This is a genomic window from Allomuricauda sp. TY007 (assembly GCF_010468565.1).
In the GTDB taxonomy this organism is placed as follows: Bacteria; Bacteroidota; Bacteroidia; order Flavobacteriales; family Flavobacteriaceae; genus Flagellimonas.
This window is the reverse complement of the sequence record NZ_WUEG01000005.1, coordinates 1-18,530: the sequence shown is the minus strand read 5'-3', so window position 1 is coordinate 18,530 and position 18,530 is coordinate 1. Positions and strand designations below refer to the sequence as shown.

Here is an 18,530-nt window from a genome sequence, read left to right as displayed (position 1 = left end):
GGATCGGGTAGTGAAGTGTCCCCATTTCAGGCGTTTCCGGAATGTGAGGAAAAAGAAGTGCAATACCAAATGTCTTGAGTCTTTCCAATATTTCTACAAAATTAATTGCTTCTTTTGTTCTTATGATGAAACTATTAATAGTAGAGGACGAACCGGAATTGCTCCACAGTCTAAAGGAATACGCCTCCCAGGAAGGATTTATCTATGATGCGGAAGCAGATTATGCGTCCGCCCTGGAGCGTATATCCCTCTATGACTACGATTGTATTATTTTAGATATCAACCTTCCGGACGGCAGTGGATTTGACCTATTGGAAGTGCTTCACCAAAAGGACAAGACCGATGGGGTCATCATCCTTTCTGCCCGCCATTCCCTGGATGACAAGCTAAAGGGCCTGGACCTGGGGGCGGACGATTACCTCACGAAGCCCTTTTACTTTTCCGAACTCCATGCCCGGATCAAAGCTATTATCCGCAGAAAACAGTTTAAGACCAACAAATGGGTGCAATTTAGCAACCTGCTCATTGATCCTGACCAATATCTGGTAGGTGTAAATGATCTTCAACACCCAATAACCCTGACCAAAAAGGAATATGCTATTCTCACCCATCTCATTAACAACCACAAGCGGGTCATCACCAAAGTTGCCTTAGCCGAATATATCTGGGGCGATTATGTGGACGAAGCCCAGAGTTTTGATTTTTTGTTCTCGCAGATCCGGAACATTAAACAGAAACTGAAAAAGGCAGGGGCACAGGTGGAGATCCATAACATCTACGGGGTAGGCTACCAAATTAAACCGATATGAAATGCCCATTAACAAAATTTTCAAACCAACCGAACCTGCCTGCCGGCAAAGGCAGGAATGTTCTTAGGGCATTACTCACGACAAAGTTAATTATATGATGGAGTTCGTGAATCTTCGATTTCCATCTGACCTATTTAAAACAAATAAAAAAGAACAGATGAAACTTCTTACCTATACTTCCCGTATTCAATTATTCTTTTTCCTGCTGCTCTTTGGAGGGTTTTCCATCTTGTTCTACCTGGTATTGAGCTGGAATGTCCTTCAAAATGTGGACGAGGTGTTGTATAACCGGAAAATGAACCTCCTGGCCTATCTCAAGGAAAACCCCCGGGCGCCGTTTACGGAAGATAATCCATTGGACGATTTTACTTTTTATCTTATAGACGAGGAAGCCTTTCAAAAAGGAAGGGAGATCTACGCCGATACCCTGGTCTACGAACCGGTGGACGATGAACTCGACGAATACCGGAAACTCACTACCCATGCGGAATTGCACGGCAACTATTACCGGCTGGAGATTGTAAAGCCCCACTTGGAAGTAACCGAGATCGTTGGTACCATTGCCATTACCCTCGGAGGATTGTTCCTGGGAATGACCTTGTGTTACTACCTGTCGCAGCGTTTTATATCCAGAAAAATATGGAACCCTTTCTATGAAATGCTGGAGAAGTTGCGGCATTATCGCCTGGACAAACAAATACCGGTATTATCCCATTCCCGGATCGATGAATTCCAGACGCTCCGGGATGCGATCACGGAACTGATGCAAAAGAACAAGGAAGTGTTTGACAGTCAAAAACAATTTATCGAAAATGCTTCCCATGAAATGCAGACACCGCTGTCCGTTATCCAGTCGCGTTTGGAAGCCCTGATCAGCCAGGAAGAACTTACATCGGAGCAGGCGGCCATCATAGAAGGTATCATCGGATCGACACAACGGTTAAAAAAGTTAAACAAGACCCTCTTACTGTTGTCCAAAATTGAAAACCGGCAATTTCTCCTTTCTGAAAAAATTCCTGTAAACGGGATCATCGACAGGTCCCTGGCTTATTACGAAGAACAGAAAGTTGCACAGCACATAGAGATCATCATAAAAAAAGAGGATGAACTGATCGTTCAGGGAAATATAATGCTTACCGAAATATTGGTCCAAAACCTGCTTAAAAATGCCTTCCTACACAACATCCGGGAAGGGAAGGTGATCATTTCCATAATGAAAAACAGGCTTTCCATTGCTAACACCGGCTATAAAGAAACCCTGGACAAAGAAAAACTGTTTCACCGTTTTTATAAACAATCCGGTAACCCGGACACCTGGGGACTGGGATTGGCCATTGTCCACAAAATAGCAGAGGTAAGCGGTTGGAATGTCAGCTATCACCAGCGGGAGGAATTTTATGTATTTACGGTGCTTTTTGAATAATGTCATTTCAGGGGCCAAAAACCTGAGATTTTCAAATTCAATTATCCGGTGATCTTTTCCTCCAGGATTTCTACAGAATTGGTTTATACATTTGTTTCTACAAAAAACAAAATAGAATGTTGACCAATTTCAAGGGATTGTTTTGGGCCTTCCTGTTATTCGGGACCGGAAGTTTTGCCCAGGAAAGTATTCCTTTAAAAAAGCTGTTGGAAATAGCCCGGGATAATTATCCTTCCATCCGGGCAGCTAAGCTCCGGACACAATCGGCCATAAGTAATGCAAGTGCCGCGAAACAAACACTCATTCCGGATATTACCGCATCATACCAGGCCAATTATTCCACATACAACAATCTGACCGGAATGTTCTATCCCGAATATGTATTGCCCGTAAGCGGACCCCCTTCGATAGATAACAGTAGTGAAATGGTATTTGGCAGCGCGGCCAGTTTATTACTTAAATGGGAAGCCTTTACTTTCGGGCGTAGAGCCAATGCTATAAAAGCCGCGAAAAACCAGGTACAGGAAAAGACAGGCGAGCTTGATCTTACCACCTTTAGACATCAGGTCAAACTCACTGATACGTATTTGGACTTTCTTCTGGCGAATGAGGTATTAAAGAGCCTGCAGAGTAACCTTGAACGGTCCAAAATAAACTACGGGCAATCTGTCCGGCTGGCCCAAAGCGGTTTAATTGCCGGGGTGGATACCGTACGTTTTCAATCGGCCTTCTCCAATGCAAAGATCCAGACGCTAAATCAAAAAAAACGCTTGTTTGAATTGAAGAATCAGCTGCAATTATATATCGCATCCGAATTACCGGAAGACCTGTCGGATGAAACTTTCTTCAACGATCTTCCCGGTTTTGATACGGATACCCCGGTATCCGACCATCCAAAGGCACGACTGGCACAATCTGAATGGCAGACGGCACAGTATCAATATAAAACCTCGCAAAAAAGGGGGATGCCCTCTTTAAGTTTATGGGGCACGGCATATGGCAGGGGGTCTGGGGTACAGACCGATGCAAATGGCTCCCTGTTTGTTGAAGACGCTGCCTGGGGTTTTGACATCAACCGGTTTAATTACGGCATCGGTCTTCAACTGTCCGTCCCTATTGCACAGCAGTTTCGCTACCATTCGATAAGTAAAGCATTAAAATACCGGGCAGATGCCCTGGAGGAAGAATTCAAGGAAACCCGTTTAGAATTAAAGCAACAACAGAATACCGCAGACTCCACATTGCAAACGGCCATCCTCGTGGCGAGGGAATTGCCTGCCCAATATGAAAATGCAGAGTTTTCATACACCGCATTAAAAACACAATACGCATCGGGACTGGTCAATTTTACGGAACTGGCCGAAGCGCAGCACGAATTAGTCGCCACAGAGATCAATTATCGAAAGGCCTTTTTGGAAGTATGGAAGGCCTTGCTTTACAAAGCAGCAGTGTATGGTGATCTGGAAATATTTTTAAATGAATTGAACAAATGATACGACTCATTATAAGTGCTTTACGCAAACCCATTACCGTTGTTGTAGCCCTTTTGGCTGTCGTTTTCTTTTCGGTTCTGGCCATTCGGAATATGGCGGTGGACATTTTCCCAAGGCTGGGAACTCCCACCATTTATGTGGCACAGACCTATGGCGGACTGGCACCCGACCAGATCGAAGGGTTTATGACCTCATATTACGAATATCATTTCCTTTATATCAACGGTATCAAGGAGGTGGAAAGTAAGACCATCCAGGGTGTTTCGCTGATGAAGCTTACGTTTCACGAAGGAGCGGATATGTCACAGGCACTGGCAGAAACGGTAGCCCAGGTAAACCGGTCCCGTGCCTTTATGCCGCCGGGCACGGTACCTCCCTTCATCACCCGTTTTGATGGCGGGGGCGCCCCTGTGGGGCAGCTGGTCTTCAGCAGTGAGACCCGGTCCAATGCCGAGATCCAGGATCTGGCGCTTTTTAAAGTACGTCCCAAGTTTGCCTCTATACCCGGTGTATCGGCGCCCCCTCCGTTTGGTGGAAATCAACGTACAATACTGATCAAAGCCGACCCGGAAAAGCTCCGCAGTTACCGTATCAGCCCGGACGAACTGGTTACAGCCCTGGCCAAGGGAAATACCATTGCACCTTCGGGAAATATCCGTACGGAGGACCAACTGCTTATTGCCAATCAGAATACCGTGGTAACCGATATTAAGGAATTAGGGGACATCCCACTGACTTCGGGTTCAGGAGCTGCTGTATATGTGCGCGATGTGGCCGAGGTGCAAAATGGTGCAGACGTCACTACCGGCTATGCTTTGGTAAACGGCAAGCGTTCGGTATATATCCCGGTAACCAAACGTTCCAGCGCATCCACGTGGGATGTGGTGAAGCGCATCAAAGCCGCACTCCCCGAAATGCAGGCGGCTGTTCCGGACGATATTAAAGTAAGCTATGAGTTCGATCAATCGGGCTATGTCATCAATTCCCTTAAAAACCTCTCATTTGAAGGCTTTTTGGGAGCTTTGCTGACAGGGATCATGGTATTGCTTTTTCTCTCGGACAAGAGAAGCGCCCTGATCGTAGTCCTTACCATCCCACTGGCCATTTTATCGGCAGTTGTATGCCTGTACCTCTCCGGCCAAACACTGAATATTATGACTTTGGGCGGTTTGGCCCTTGCCATAGGTATTTTGGTGGATGAATCCACGGTAACGATAGAAAACATACATCGGCATCTGGAAATGGGAAAACCCAAATCCCGGGCCATACTGGATGCCTGTAAGGAAATTGCGCTTCCAAAACTGCTTATCCTTATCAGCATTCTGGCTGTTTTTGTCCCATCCTTCTTTATGTCCGGTACCCCACGGGCCATGTTTTTGCCCCTTACCCTTGCGGTGGGCTTTTCCATGATCGCTTCCTTTATTTTGTCGCAGACCCTGGTCCCCGTACTGGCCAACTGGTGGTTGAAAGACGAGCCCTTAAACCATCGGGATGCCCACGGAAGGTTCGATCGGTTCAAGGACAGATTGCTGGGGTATACCAAACGTATCTTTCATTGGCGCAAGATTGTTGTTCCCGCTTATATAGTCGGCCTGGCCGGTATACTGTTGCTGTTGTTCTCTATAATCGGGACCGAAATATTCCCTAAGATCAATTCAGGGCAGTTGCAGGTACGTGTACGGATGCCGGATGGAACACGGGTCGAAACTACGGAAGAAAAAACCAAGGAATTTTTAAGTATCGTCGAAGAGGTCACTGGGAAGGAAAATATTGAGATCACATCTGCCTTTGTGGGTATACAGCCCCCAAGCTACCCGGTCAACACCATTTTTCTCTGGACGAGCGGGCCGCATGAAGGGGTGGTCAAGATCAAATTAAAAGATACCAAGACAGACCTGGACAGGCTCAAAGAAACCCTCCGGAAGAAAGTTGGCGAACGCATTCCCAAAATGAACCTTTCGTTTGAACCGGCCGATCTGGTGGACCAGGTAATGAGCCAGGGGGCCAATACCTCCATTGAAATCGCCGTACAGGGCAAAAATCTGGAAGAATCAAAACGGTTTGCCCAACAGGCCAAGGATAAAGTGGATGAGCTATCCTTCGTTAGGGATGTGCAGTTTGGCATCCCGTTGAATTACCCATCCATTGACATAGAGTACGATCGCGTACGAGGAGGACAATTGGGCCTGACCATTGAAGACATCAGCCGTTCGGTGACGGCCTCCACATCATCCAGCCGTTTCACACAACCGAATTATTGGTTGGATGCAAGTTCTGGAAATGCTTATCAGGTACAGGTAGAGTTCCCCCAATTCCTAATGAATGAACCTGAAGACATAACCCGCATACCGTTAAAATCCGACAACGGCAACACGGTATATGTCGGAGATGTGAGCCAATGGGAATCTTCCACCATGATCGGGGAATACGATCGTCTTAACCAACAGCGTTTTATCACAGTTACAGGGAATATTCATGCCATGGACCTGGGCACAGCCATTAAGCAGGTAAAACAGCAAGTAGCTACATTGGGAGATCCCCCCGCCGGGATGAGCATAAAATACCGCGGGCTGGCGGAAACACTCTCAAAAACATTTGACGAATTAAGCACAGGACTGCTTTTAGCCGTAGTAGTGATCTTCCTGTTGCTCGCTGCCAGTTTTCAGTCTTTCAGGCTGTCTTTGGCCGTGCTTTCAACGGTTCCCGCCGTAGTTGCCGGTTCATTCCTGTTGCTTTGGTTAAGTGGGAACACCCTGAATATTCAATCCTTCATGGGAAGTATTATGGCCATTGGTGTGGCCGTTGCCAATGCCATTCTGTTTGTGACCATTGCAGAACAGTACAGGAAAGAAAACACCCCTGAAATACAGGTCCATATCCTCGGGATCAAGGATCGTATCCGCCCGATCATCATGACAAGTCTGGCCATGATAGCAGGGATGACACCCATGGCCCTGGGTATGGGAGAAGGCGGAGAGCAAACCGCCCCCCTGGGAATTGCTGTCATTGGCGGACTGTTGTTTTCCGTATTCGCTACCATCCTGGTATTACCCTCCATCTATTGGCTATTGGTGGGCAAAAAACCCTATAAAAACATATCGCTTGATCCGGATGATGAAAATCATGTTAAGCGTAATTAAAATAACCGAAAAATGAAACATAGCTTTTTTTATATCGCTATTCTGGCTTTTACCGCTGTATCATGCCACAATAAAAGTAAAGGGACTGCATCAAATACTGCAGAAGAAGCCTCCCAGACTATGGAGGTCATCAAGGTGCAAAATAGGCCGATTCAGCAAACGCTGAAACTGCCCGGTGAACTACACCCTTTTGAAAGCGCAAATATTTTTGCCAAAGTGAAAGGCTATGTCAAAGAAGTGCGGGTTGATATCGGGGATAAGGTGGATAAGGGACAGGTATTGATGCGTATAGAAGCTCCGGAAATGCAATCGGAATATGCGGAAGCGGTGAGCGAAGCTGCTGCTGCTAAAGCGAACTACATCACAAGCAAAGACCACTATGAAAGAATAAGGAATGCTGCAGAAACGCCGGGTACCGTGGCAGCCTCAGATCTGGTACGGGCCAAAAATAAAATGGATGCCGACAGCACCCGTATGCTGGCCCAAAATGCCAGGGTTTCGGCAAAAAGGAATCTGTTGGGTTATCTCACCATTACTGCTCCGTTTTCCGGAATGATCTCCGTCCGCAATGTGGATGCAGGGGATTTTGTGGGGGATAACACGGACAAGGCTGTATTTGTAATAGAAAACAATGCCAGGCTCCGGCTGAAAATTCCTTTACCGGAAGCCTCGACAGGGAATGCGGCCCGGGATAGTATTACATTCACCGTAGAGTCCCATCCCGGGAAAACCTTTCACGGTACATTCTACAAAAGAGCGCATAGCATCACGCCTGAGACAAGGACGGAATTATGGGAGTTCCTGGTGGACAATGAAAACGGAAAACTACAGGCCGGGCTTTTTGCGCAAACCCATGTTCAACTGAATAGAAAAGAAAACGGTATCTTTATTCCCAATAGCGCGGTCCTGACTACTTTAAAACGAAAAGCCGTTGCAAAGGTGCTCGAAGGCAAAATACAATGGGTCGATGTGACTACCGGGATCAAGGATGCGTCACATACCGAAGTTTTCGGAGAGGTCAAACCCGGCGACCTTTTACTTATCAATCCCAACGAAGAACTCAAAGAAGGTTTAACCATAAAAACAGTAATGAAATGAATCGAAAAGAATTTCTGAGAAACTCGGCTATTCTTGGCGGCGCAGCCATCCTGCCCGGCAATAGCGTTTTTTCACAGAACGTTACCGGAAATGGCATCGACAAACTGGTAGATGACCAAGGGAATTTCATTTTGCAGCCCCTTCCGTACAACAAAAATTTCCTGGAACCCCATATGGATGAGGAAACCCTCCATCTTCACTATGAGTTTCACCACGGCGGAGCGGTAAAAGGGGCCAATAAGGATTTGGAAAACATCAAAAAGCATCTCCAAACGGGGGATATGGACATGTCGGACCTGTGGACCAGGAAACTGGCCTTTCATTTCTCCAGCCATGTCCTGCACAGTATTTTCTGGACCAACCTGACCAATAAAAAAACGGAGCCCAAAACAGAGCTGCTCCGGCAGATTGAAAAGGATTTCGGATCGTTCGACCGCCTTCAGGCCTATATCGCCAAAGTTTCCAAATCCGTGGAAGGCAGCGGTTGGGGCATATTGGGGTATCAGCCCTATTCCCGATCGTTGACCTTATTGCAATGTGAAAACCACCAGAAACTCACGCAATGGGGAGTAATACCTCTTTTGGTGATTGACGTTTGGGAACACGCCTATTACCTGAAGTACAAAAACAAAAGGGCAGATTTTGTAGATACCTTACTGGAGATCATTAATTGGGACAATGTGGCAGAACGGTTTGTGACCGCAAAAAAACTCCATGGATAACTTTTTGTTAAGATATTAAAACCATATGGCCTGCCTATCTTATCCCGACATATATGATTGAAGAAAAAGTCCCCTTTAAAGAAGCCCTCCGGGTATGGATTCGGGTAGCTATATATAGCTTTGGCGGACCTGCCGGACAGATTGCCGTGATCCATAAAATTCTGGTCGAGGAAAAAAAGTGGATCAGTGAGAACCGCTTTCTGCATGCCCTTAATTATTGTATGCTGTTACCGGGGCCGGAAGCTCAGCAACTGGCCACCTATATCGGTTGGCTATTGCACAGGACCAAAGGAGGATTGGTTGCGGGGATATTGTTTATCCTGCCCGGTTTTATCTCCATATTGATACTTAGTATCCTCTATGCGGCATACCGGGATATGGGCATTGTAGAGGCCATCTTTTTTGGTATCAAACCCGCTGTTCTGGCCATCGTTATTGGAGCGGTCATCAAAATAGGGAAAAGGGCATTAAAGAATGAGGTCATGGTGATCATGGCGGCACTGGCCTTTATCGCCATTTTTTTCTTCCAGGTCGATTTTCCCTATATTGTTATAGCAGCCGGTTTAACGGGTTTTATCGGCGGAAGACTTTGGGAAGAAAAATTTCATGTGATCAGGGGTCATGGAGAAAAAAGCGGAGAAGAAGAAAATGCCTATGTTATAGACAGCTACATCCGGCCGGTAAAACCGTCCCTGGTAAAAACCCTGAAAACCGTGTCCCTCTTTTTAAGTTTATGGGCACTGCCGCTAATACTGATCGCCCTGTGGATCGGAATGGAAAACATTTTCTTTTCGGAAGGCCTGTTTTTCAGCAAAACGGCCGTGGTCACCTTTGGTGGTGCCTATGCGGTGCTGGCCTATATAGCCCAGAAAGCCGTGGAGGATTACGGCTGGCTGCAAAGCGGCGAAATGCTGGACGGGTTGGGCATGGCAGAAACCACCCCCGGTCCGTTGATCCAGGTCGTACAATTTGTCGGGTTTATGGGGGCATACCGATTCTCCGGTACCATGGATCCGCTCACTGCCGGGATCTTGGCTTCCCTGCTGGTGACCTGGACCACTTTTATCCCCTGCTTCCTGTTCATCTTCAGCGGGGCACCCTACATAGAATATCTAAGGGGAAATAAAAACCTGACCACGGCATTATCCGGGATTACAGCTGCGGTGGTCGGTGTGGTATTAAATCTCGGCGTGTGGTTTACCATTCATACGCTTTTTGGCCAGGTCCATGAAAGCCGGTCCCTCGGGGTAAGGTGGTTGATCCCGGAATGGGGTACCCTTGACGCAGCCTCCCTGCTCATAGCCCTTATAGCTTCTTTTGTGTATTTTATCTTAAAGTGGGATATGCTAAAAACCATTTTGACCTGTATTGTTCTGGGGATATTTTATCACTTTGTATTTAAGGGTTAGCCAAGGCTCCGTCCGTTCCAAAATTTCTACAGAATCCCTCCTTACATTTAACGGTAAAAGCACAAAATGAAAAGGCTGCTCAGTATAAGCATGCTGATCACGGTATCCCATGCCACCGTCCAGACCAGCCAACCAGCCACCATCCACCATCCATGCGTATTATACACAAGATACCATACATCTGGATGGAAAGCTGGAGGAAGGGGCCTGTCCGAGAAACATTTTGCGGGTTTATCTTGTGGAAATAATGTTGGGATACTTCATTATTACTATTGTTCCATTGGAAGTAGGGGCAAAGCGGACTTAACCCCTTCCTTTCTGTGGCCCGATGCCGACCGGGAAGTGTAGTGTCCCATTCCAGGTTTTTCCGGAATGGGAAGCGGTTCCGATAGCTATTGGAAGGGAGTAAAAAGGAAGGGGTTGTGTCCAAGACTATTTTGACGATGCGCATTTCCCGGAGTGCCTGCCGCAGGCAGGCAGGGAGTGTAACGGAAAGCAGGGGAATGGGCTGAGGAATTGGTTTCTTCTAAATTATTTCCATAGGTAATGGAACCGTAAAATTATTTAGATTTTTTTAAGAGTTTTTTATTAACTTGGGAACTGTTTTTTCAACAGCCATATTCTTATTAAATGTAAAACCGGCCTTGCCTTGTACCAAGGCAAAAGTCCCCTCTTCTCACGGTTTGGATAAGGAATTGGATTCATTATAAATATTGGCTTTATGCCATGACCGATTATTTAAGGCTATTGTGAATATAGATCATATGATTAATATTCCAAAGTTGTACCTAATTTGAGAAATCGAAAATGTTACAGCAATTACGGCGGATTCAACTACGTTTGAATCCACTCGGAATTGCTACCTTGCCTTATCGAAAAAACCGAAACTGACGGTTGTAATAGACCATTATGGGGTATTAAAGAAAAACTATATGGGAGCTGGACAAATGTTACCAAGCATACATCGAGATGGAGGTTGGATTGGACAGTTTGACCGTATGACTCGATGGTACTATAGGTTTGAGAAAACTCAGCCTTGGAAATTTGATGCACCTGACATCGACTATCAACACGACATTTTGTTTACTTGCTTTCAGAATATATTTCATCTTAAAGATTGGTTAATTAATGATGCTAAAATTGACAGTAAGACTGTATATGATTTCATTAATAGAAATATTGAATTAAAAATCTGCCGTGATATTTGTAATGGTACCAAACACTTCGATATCACTCAAGCTAGTGTAGATACTGATTTCACAATCATGAGAGAATACCAACCATTTCATAAAATGACTAAAAGCGATGAGTATCGCATAATTGTAATAGCAGAATTTAAGAAATATGAATTGAAAGAATTAGCACGAAAAAGCATCAATCTTTGGGTATCATTTGTCACCAAACATTTAGACTTGAATGAATAAAAATACACACCTTATATTTGGTAACCGTTCCTCCTTTGGCGGACAGGTGTACAAGTCTTTGAATAGGGAAAACAGGAAATTGTGAGTTTTAAGCCTTTTTCGGAACTTATTGTTTTTACGTGCGCAACAATAGTTTGAATTCCAGGTGGGCCATACCTATAATTATTGGTCAACAAATATGTTTTAGATAATTATGCATCATATTACTTTCATTAGCACTATCCACAAGGAAATTGGAAAATGCAATGCTATTGAGTTATATAAGATAATCGATAAATTAAGTCCTGAAGTAATTTTTTTGGAGGCGGTTGACGAAACCTATTCGGAATATGAGAAATATTTGTATTCCACATGGGGAGTTTACCATAAAAAATTGGAAATATCCGCGATTCAGAGATACAACCACAATACTTCTTTTCAATATGTGCCTGTATGTGACAATGGACTATCAGATGCCTTTCAAGAAAAAATCAAATTAGTTTGTCAAAATAGAGAACTACAAAAATTGATTGATAATTTTAATTATTTAGCTGCCGAGCATGGATTTGAATTTCTCAATAGTTTAGAATGCATATATCTTCAAGAAGAGATGCGAGTGTTGGAAAGTCGAATTTTGAATAATGACGAGATGGATAAAACAGTTATGGCAGATATTCAAGCCTATGAAGAACCAATGATTGAGAATATATATTCATATAGCAAAAACAACCATTTCAGTTCTGGAATTTTTATGTGCGGTGCTGCACATAGAAAATCAATTATAGAAAAAATAGAGAGCACTAAGGCAGAAGGGCAGGATAATCTGTCATGGACTATTTTTGGAAATTGAATCAGCACCACCTGCACGACGACCCGGGCGAGTAAAAAAGAGGCCGGTTTTTCGGATTCCTTTTTGCAAACGGATTGGATAAATGGGAAAGCAAAACAAGACATATCCGGAGATAACAATCGGCCAGTTCTTTAAGGTGGACGGGGAATTTTATGAGATTATCGATATCAAGGTCACCTCGGTGGAGTCGCCGACAAAGTTCATGACCATGCTATATTTCCGGGGTAAAGATCCGGACTGTAAGAAGCCATTCTTCAGTGAACAGATCGAAACAGTTCTTTCAGGCCCTGCTTTCGAACGGGCTGTCATCTGGAACCACTCGAAACTCAATCAATGGTGCCAACAGGTACCGGGAGGGGTAAGCACCCGCCTCCACAATATTCTCTGGAGTATTTGCAAGGAGGATGAAGAATCTCCCTTTATGTTGACCAAAGAAGAGTTTTTGGCCATAAATAACGCTGGGGAAAAAACATGGAAGGAATTTGAAAGGGCCAAAAGGCTCTGTCCGGAAGCTTCTGTTAAATGATATAAGATGGATTAAGGTTTCCCTGGACGATTGAATTAAAGTCCCATACTTCCCCATTGCGTATTAAGAAAAGAGCCCCCATGTGAATAAATAAAAAAGAGTCCGGTTTCCCGAACCCTTTATATATTGCAGTATTAAAGCGTTAAGCTGACAGAGTAAATTGGGAAACAGAATAAGGTTTGCCAGCAATATTTAAATTACGTCCCCTTCGGTACCATAAACAAACCGATATGGGCAACCTTAAAAGTCCGTCAAGGAATTTTTTTTGAAAAAAATGTCCAAGACCCGTGACCTGAAATGTCTTTAGGGTGAACCAAAAAAAATACAATGAAAAAATTTTTATTACTACTACACGAGGACATTGAAAAAATGAGCGAACTGTCCCCAAAGGAAATGGGCGAATTGGCGGACGCCCATATCGCCTGGGCCACCAAATTGGCGGAATCCGGACATTTAATATCAGGCGACGGCCTGCACGAGAAAGGAGTACTCATCACGGGAAAGGATTGCGTGATAAAAGACGGACCCTATATGGAATCCAAAGAATTGATCGGGGGATATTACCTTTTACAAGCGGACGATCTCGATACCATCGTACAGATCGCCAAAGCATGTCCTTGCCACATTTGGGGAGGGACCACCGAGATCCGTCCCATTATGGAAATGGACGAATATGGGCAATAAAGAGTATTCGGCCATTGAGTCCAACTATAGGGCCTTATATGGAAAGCTGTTTTCTGCGCTTATCAACCAGTTTGGGACGAACCATGTCAACGAAATCGAGGATGCCCTTCAAAACACCTTCTTGAAGTCTTTGAAAACCTGGCGTGCTGACAACATACCCGATAACAAAGAAAATTGGCTTTTCATTGTTGCCCGAAACGATGTTTTGAACCAGATCAAAAGAAAAAACAAGGAAAGGCCGGAACCCATTCTGGCCGAAACCGACGAATACGGAACGGCAAAACATGACCTACGACTTGAAACCATTTTGTTCCTGTCCTCCTCAAATAAAGTTTCCAACCGGGCGAAAGTAATGTTCATCCTCAAAAATATTTTCGGGCTCCATGTCCGTGAAATAAGTGAGAGTACACTGTTGGGCCAAGAAGCCGTATATAAAAGTATCAACAGGGCAAAAACAAACCTACAGCATGAATTTAAGGACATGCCTATACATAGCATCACCAAAAAAGCGGACAAACTGCAAATCGCGACCGTTGAGGAAATCCTGTATGCGGTGTTCAACATTGGCTTTGACTCTTTCAATGACAAAATCCAGTCCATTGTAAACGAAGACTTATGTTTGGAGGCCTTGGCACTTGCAAAGGAACTGTTCAAAAATCATCAAAAGGGTTCAACGAAAAACCTACTCGCCCTATTCTGTTTTCACTTGGCGAGAATACCTGCAAAGGCTGCCAAGGGGACACTTGTTCCATTTTTCAAACAAGATCAGGCCCAATGGGATAAGAAGCTGATGGGATTAGGGTTCAGTTATTTGCACAAGCCTGAAAAATTGAACCGGTTTTACATCGAGGCTTTGATAGCAAGTAAATATATGACCGCAAATTCGTATAACACGGAACATTGGAACGAAATAATAAAACTCTACGAATTGTTGACGGAGTACCATAATTCCCCTATCGTAAAATTAAACCTTTGCTACGGGTTGCAACAGGCCAACCGCCCGGAAGAAGCTTTGATTATTTTGGCGGACATCGAAAAAGAATTGCCCAATGGACACCTATATTTTTCACTGGTCAAAGCAGAACTTTTGAAAGCGACAAGCCCGAAGGCATCGGAAACAATCTTGGCTTCTGTAATGGATAATATGGGGCAAGCCATTAGAAAAGAGTATTTATTGCAAAATGGATTTATCACAGTATGAAAGCTATCAAAATAGTAACGGGAACGGCACTTATTTTTTTCCTTATAACCATTTCGTGCAGTACCAAGACCACGTCCAACGAAAAACCCGAACACTTTGATTGGCTTTTGGGACGTTGGCAACGAACAAACGAAGCACAGGGAAAAGCGACTTTTGAAAATTGGGTAAAAACAACCGAGTTCAGTTATTTGGGCATTGGGTTTATCCTGCAAGATGGGGATACCATAAAGCAGGAAAGGATGGAACTGGTTAAACATTACGATGCCTGGCATTTGAAAGTAAAAGTCCCCGAAGAAACAGAAACCGTAACATTTAAAATGACTGGATCCAACCAAAATTCATTCATTTGCATGAATGATTCCATCGACTTCCCCAACCGGATAAAATATTGGAAAGAAAACAAAAAATTAAAAGCAACAGTATCGGGAACTGGCTTAAATATACCGTTTGAATTTGAAAAAATAGAATAAAGGATATGAAATCATATTGCCTACGTATTTCAGACAGGGGGCATTTTTTACCCTTGTATTCAAGACAAGAGTACTATTTCCCGGGAATTACACTCATTTTAATGTCTGGGTGTTTATTGCACCTTCATTAAGAATGGGAATAAAAAAAGAGTCCGGTTTCCCGAACCCTTTCGCTAGTTCCACTTTGAATGGCTATCCTTTTAAGGCCTTGACCTGTTGCTGGAGTTCCTTGATCCGTTCCTTCATTCTTTTCTCACGCTTCTTCCTGTCCTTGTCGAACCTTGTCTCAATGGCTTCGATGTCCGCCTTATGGTACTCCTTCATGGCCGAATAAAAGCTGATATTGGTCCAGTCATTGGTATGGTTGCTTTCCCCGAAATGTACCTGTCTGGTGAGCAGAAAGCGGATGAGCCTGTTGAGGGTTGCCTCTTTAAAGTCCTTCCTGAAATGGGCCACGATCTCTTCCCTGGACATATTGCCCGTATCCCCGAAGAAGTTTTGGAAATGCTGGCTTTGGTCGTGGTGCCCGATATTGTTCTGGTACAGGGAGATGGCAAAGGCGGCCATTTCGTCCGTGGACAGGGGTTTGTCCATATCGATGTATTCGGTTTCGCGTACCATCTGTACCACTTCCTCGAAGAGTTTGTTGTTCTCGATTTCCTTTTTGCGTTCCTCCCGACCATTGATTTTTACAATCTGTTCCTCCGGGGTGCATTCGTCCATCTTACGTTTTTCCAGGGGTAGGGCATGGTCATCTTCCTCATCGGCAGTTTCCCTGACCTTTACGAAGATTTCCTCTGTGTGGTAGGAATCGGTGTGGACAAAGAACCCATTTTCAAATCCATGGTCTGAGGCGGTATCGAAACGTTCCTGTGCCAGCATGTGTTCCTGCATTGCCTGGTCAAACTCCTGTTGTAGTTCTTCTTCGTTGAGATCACGGTAGTGGTATTTTTCCTTGATGCTCTCCAGGGTCGGTTCCATGGGTTTTTCGATAATTTCCAGTTCATCGGGAAGGTGGACGGTAAACCCCTGTTCTTCCAAATGGGCGATGAACAACTGGTTGCGTTCCTCGTCCTTCCAATAATACCTGATCTTGGGAACCAACCGGAACCCTTCCTTTTTTGCCCTTTCGATGAGGTTCATCAAGGTCTTGGTCTTCTTGTTCTCGAAACAGGCCGTTCGGGTACAGACCATGTGGCCTTCCCCGAAGAGGTTGCCCTGGTTGGCGGCGTTAAAAGGACAAAGGGTACAGGCCCCGGCCTTGGGGAGCAGTTTATCGTCAGAGAGGTCGAAGGGTGCCTTGGACAGGTCAAAGGTCTGGTTGTCCACCATCCGCTTGACCTGGTTGGCATTGAACTTCCCTTCGAGGCTTTCCAGCATCATCTGTTGTTCCCCGGGTTCAAAAAGCGCCACGGCCACCCCGAGGCCCAGGGACATTTCACCATTCTTGACGAATGCCTTGAACCCTTCGATCAGGCCTGCCAGTTTGAGTCGTTGCCTAACGAAGTTTTCCGAGCGACCCAATCTTTTGGCGATTTCCGTGGGGTCGTACCGATCCGTAAGGAAGGCAATGGCCTCCGCTTCCTCCGTGGGTTCGACATCCTTGCGTTGTAGGTTCTCGATGATCTGTACCTCCAGGACATCGTTGTCGGCATATTCCCTGACAATGGCAGGGATGGTCTTTAGTCCCGCCAGCTTACTGGCCCGGAACCGGCGTTCCCCCATCACGATGATGAAGTTCTTTCCTGTCTTCCGGACGGTGATGGGCTGAAGTACGCCATACTCCTTAATGCTCTGGGCAAGCTGTTTCAGACTCTCACCGTTGAGGGTTTTCCTAGGCTGGTCGGGATCGATGGCGATTGATGCCAGATCCAGGTCCTGGACCTGAAGGGGAGTGTCCTTCCTCACATTTGTTTTGGTGTTGACCGGGCTGGCCTTTTTCCTAGCTGCGGTTTTCCGGGTTGCCTTTTGTTTTGTCTTAGTTTCCATGATACATGAATTTATGGTTAAACAATATTTGAGGATTGCACCAAGCGGAAGACAAATTTTTGGAGAGGGAAGGAAACGGAATAAAAAGTGAGGGAGGAACGGCTTTATGCCGTCCCTTGTCCGAGAAAAGTTTGCGAGCTTAACTTTCGGGAATATTGTATGAGCATATATTTATAGTACTGTTTTTACTTCTGGAATTCTGCTAAAGCAGGCATTGTATCCCCTTTTATTTTATGGAATAAAACTCCGGTTTCCATTTTGGATCTTTTTGGGAATATTTAGTAAATTGGGTGTTTGTTTTTAATAGCCTTATTCTTGTTAAAGGAAAACGGGCTTCAGGGGAATACTTCGTAAAAAATGAAAAGTTTACGTAGGGATTGGCCTAGTATTTTATTAGGATAAAATCCTAATATTTGTTCTAACTATTCGGAGGGCGATACGAAATGGATTTGCTTTAAACACAGTCTTTTTAATTCTAACTTTTTAAATATTGTTTTATTAACCAACAAGTTTAAATTATGGATGAAAAGGAGTTTAATTCTACTGAAAAACCTACTAAGGAGCTCGTAGAATCTATTGAGGAAATTACCAAGCAATTTACGCTTAACACGTTTTTGGGACAGATTAACGCGAATTGGAAAATAGGTACTTTTAGAGGCAGACCCTCTATTTATAACTTATCAAACTTTAGGGGTGATGTAATCTTTTTTGACAGAAGTTGGACAATCGCTGGTGATGTAGATTGGAGAAATAATAATTTTGGAAATTCTGGAACGGCTCCATTCTTTGTAGAATATAACCAGAGTGATGATACCTTGAAAGTACAATTTTTCGATTTCAAAATCAATGTTCCCAATTGCCAGACAAGTGCTTTGATTCAAATGCGATATGATATTCCTTCAAAAAAGGTGATGTTCGTTTATCGACAAAATGTTGCGATACCTCAAAACCCAAGTTTTGGTATGTTCTCGAACTCTTATATGGTGATTGACAGTTAAGTACCTTTTGGTAATATAATTAGAGGGGTGTTAGACAGTTTAATTCATTTTTTTATAAATAATACTTCGGAGTTCATCCACTGTGGGATAATTTCCTTCAAAGGTTTTTCGATGTAACATACGATGGCAATTGGAACAAACTATAGCCAAATCTTCATATTTGGTAGTCTGGAAACGCCGGACATAGTATACCACCCTCGCCGGGTTAAAGTGACCATAGCTGGCCGGACGAAAGTGACCCACCCCCGCCGGGCCAAAGTGACCCACCTTTAGATTAGATCTATCTGTAAAAAGTCTAAGTGCTTTTTTTGTTAA

At 44.4% G+C, this 18,530-nt stretch carries 17 protein-coding genes; 15 read left to right on the top strand and 2 right to left on the bottom strand.

From position 1 onward, the window contains the following. Positions 1-122: 122 nt before the first annotated feature. The 14 genes from GO009_RS06835 (at position 123) to GO009_RS06770 (ending at position 15,228) form a co-directional block, all read left to right on the top strand. A complete protein-coding gene (locus tag GO009_RS06835) occupies positions 123-809 on the top strand; it encodes a response regulator transcription factor (RefSeq protein ID WP_239057406.1) in 687 nt (228 codons plus the stop codon). Positions 810-966: 157 nt separating this feature from the next. Further along, entirely contained in the window at positions 967-2,232 is a 1,266-nt protein-coding gene (locus tag GO009_RS06830; RefSeq protein WP_163625471.1) for a HAMP domain-containing sensor histidine kinase, read from the top strand. A 116-nt stretch (positions 2,233-2,348) separates the two neighbouring features. After that, positions 2,349-3,725 carry a TolC family protein gene (locus GO009_RS06825; RefSeq protein WP_163625470.1) on the top strand — a complete coding sequence of 459 codons (1,377 nt, stop codon included), beginning with the start codon at positions 2,349-2,351 and terminating at the stop codon, positions 3,723-3,725. Beyond that, entirely contained in the window at positions 3,722-6,865 is a 3,144-nt protein-coding gene (locus tag GO009_RS06820) for an efflux RND transporter permease subunit (protein ID WP_163625469.1), read from the top strand. The genes GO009_RS06825 and GO009_RS06820 overlap by 4 nt, the downstream gene beginning before the upstream one ends. Before the next feature lie 12 nt (positions 6,866-6,877). Next, entirely contained in the window at positions 6,878-7,963 is a 1,086-nt protein-coding gene (locus tag GO009_RS06815) for an efflux RND transporter periplasmic adaptor subunit (protein WP_163625468.1), read from the top strand. After that, entirely contained in the window at positions 7,960-8,685 is a 726-nt protein-coding gene (locus tag GO009_RS06810) for a superoxide dismutase (RefSeq protein WP_163625467.1), read from the top strand. The genes GO009_RS06815 and GO009_RS06810 overlap by 4 nt, the downstream gene beginning before the upstream one ends. Before the next feature lie 53 nt (positions 8,686-8,738). Continuing rightward, a complete protein-coding gene (gene chrA, locus GO009_RS06805; protein ID WP_163625466.1) occupies positions 8,739-10,094 on the top strand; it encodes a chromate efflux transporter in 1,356 nt (451 codons plus the stop codon). Between the two features lie 66 nt (positions 10,095-10,160). Continuing rightward, entirely contained in the window at positions 10,161-10,442 is a 282-nt protein-coding gene (locus GO009_RS06800) for a hypothetical protein (RefSeq protein ID WP_163625465.1), read from the top strand. A 584-nt stretch (positions 10,443-11,026) separates the two neighbouring features. Beyond that, positions 11,027-11,518 carry a hypothetical protein gene (locus GO009_RS06795; protein WP_163625464.1) on the top strand — a complete coding sequence of 164 codons (492 nt, stop codon included), beginning with the start codon at positions 11,027-11,029 and terminating at the stop codon, positions 11,516-11,518. Between the two features lie 193 nt (positions 11,519-11,711). Then, positions 11,712-12,347, top strand: a complete 636-nt coding sequence (locus GO009_RS06790) for a hypothetical protein (protein WP_163625463.1) — start codon at positions 11,712-11,714, stop codon at positions 12,345-12,347. A gap of 82 nt (positions 12,348-12,429) precedes the next feature. Continuing rightward, a complete protein-coding gene (locus tag GO009_RS06785) occupies positions 12,430-12,873 on the top strand; it encodes a hypothetical protein (protein ID WP_163625462.1) in 444 nt (147 codons plus the stop codon). Between the two features lie 327 nt (positions 12,874-13,200). Next, positions 13,201-13,557 (top strand): YciI family protein, encoded by a 357-nt coding sequence (locus tag GO009_RS06780; protein WP_163625461.1) that lies wholly within the window; start codon positions 13,201-13,203, stop codon positions 13,555-13,557. Continuing rightward, positions 13,547-14,758, top strand: coding sequence for a DUF6596 domain-containing protein (locus GO009_RS06775; protein ID WP_163625460.1), 1,212 nt, complete (start codon positions 13,547-13,549; stop codon positions 14,756-14,758). Before GO009_RS06780 ends, GO009_RS06775 begins: the two co-directional genes overlap by 11 nt. Beyond that, on the top strand, positions 14,755-15,228 hold the full coding sequence (locus GO009_RS06770; RefSeq protein ID WP_203532403.1) for a DUF6265 family protein: 474 nt from the start codon (positions 14,755-14,757) through the stop codon (positions 15,226-15,228). The genes GO009_RS06775 and GO009_RS06770 overlap by 4 nt, the downstream gene beginning before the upstream one ends. Before the next feature lie 192 nt (positions 15,229-15,420). Here the strand turns inward: GO009_RS06770 and GO009_RS06765 are convergent, their stop codons facing one another. After that, on the bottom strand, positions 15,421-17,217 hold the full coding sequence (locus GO009_RS06765; protein ID WP_163625459.1) for a ParB/RepB/Spo0J family partition protein: 1,797 nt from the start codon (positions 17,215-17,217) through the stop codon (positions 15,421-15,423). 518 nt (positions 17,218-17,735) lie between these two features. Here GO009_RS06765 and GO009_RS06760 point away from each other — a divergent pair. After that, positions 17,736-18,215 carry a hypothetical protein gene (locus GO009_RS06760; protein ID WP_163625458.1) on the top strand — a complete coding sequence of 160 codons (480 nt, stop codon included), beginning with the start codon at positions 17,736-17,738 and terminating at the stop codon, positions 18,213-18,215. A gap of 39 nt (positions 18,216-18,254) precedes the next feature. On the opposite strand, the gene GO009_RS17510 is transcribed toward GO009_RS06760, so the two are convergent. Next, on the bottom strand, positions 18,255-18,530 hold a 276-nt coding region (locus GO009_RS17510; RefSeq protein ID WP_203532401.1), incomplete at its 5' end, for a hypothetical protein.

What these genes read in the sequence shown, in the direction of transcription:
- GO009_RS06765 (WP_163625459.1), bottom strand. Translation starts at nt 17,217, where the DNA reads ATGGAAACTAAGACAAAACAAAAGGCAACCCGGAAAACCGCAGCTAGG.
- GO009_RS06820 (WP_163625469.1), top strand. Translation starts at nt 3,722, where the DNA reads ATGATACGACTCATTATAAGTGCTTTACGCAAACCCATTACCGTTGTT.
- GO009_RS06770 (WP_203532403.1), top strand. Translation starts at nt 14,755, where the DNA reads ATGAAAGCTATCAAAATAGTAACGGGAACGGCACTTATTTTTTTCCTT.
- chrA (WP_163625466.1), top strand. Translation starts at nt 8,739, where the DNA reads ATGATTGAAGAAAAAGTCCCCTTTAAAGAAGCCCTCCGGGTATGGATT.
- GO009_RS06810 (WP_163625467.1), top strand. Translation starts at nt 7,960, where the DNA reads ATGAATCGAAAAGAATTTCTGAGAAACTCGGCTATTCTTGGCGGCGCA.
- GO009_RS06800 (WP_163625465.1), top strand. Translation starts at nt 10,161, where the DNA reads ATGAAAAGGCTGCTCAGTATAAGCATGCTGATCACGGTATCCCATGCC.
- GO009_RS06795 (WP_163625464.1), top strand. Translation starts at nt 11,027, where the DNA reads ATGGGAGCTGGACAAATGTTACCAAGCATACATCGAGATGGAGGTTGG.
- GO009_RS06825 (WP_163625470.1), top strand. Translation starts at nt 2,349, where the DNA reads ATGTTGACCAATTTCAAGGGATTGTTTTGGGCCTTCCTGTTATTCGGG.
- GO009_RS06780 (WP_163625461.1), top strand. Translation starts at nt 13,201, where the DNA reads ATGAAAAAATTTTTATTACTACTACACGAGGACATTGAAAAAATGAGC.
- GO009_RS06760 (WP_163625458.1), top strand. Translation starts at nt 17,736, where the DNA reads ATGGATGAAAAGGAGTTTAATTCTACTGAAAAACCTACTAAGGAGCTC.
- GO009_RS06775 (WP_163625460.1), top strand. Translation starts at nt 13,547, where the DNA reads ATGGGCAATAAAGAGTATTCGGCCATTGAGTCCAACTATAGGGCCTTA.
- GO009_RS06785 (WP_163625462.1), top strand. Translation starts at nt 12,430, where the DNA reads ATGGGAAAGCAAAACAAGACATATCCGGAGATAACAATCGGCCAGTTC.
- GO009_RS06835 (WP_239057406.1), top strand. Translation starts at nt 123, where the DNA reads ATGATGAAACTATTAATAGTAGAGGACGAACCGGAATTGCTCCACAGT.
- GO009_RS06815 (WP_163625468.1), top strand. Translation starts at nt 6,878, where the DNA reads ATGAAACATAGCTTTTTTTATATCGCTATTCTGGCTTTTACCGCTGTA.
- GO009_RS06790 (WP_163625463.1), top strand. Translation starts at nt 11,712, where the DNA reads ATGCATCATATTACTTTCATTAGCACTATCCACAAGGAAATTGGAAAA.
- GO009_RS06830 (WP_163625471.1), top strand. Translation starts at nt 967, where the DNA reads ATGAAACTTCTTACCTATACTTCCCGTATTCAATTATTCTTTTTCCTG.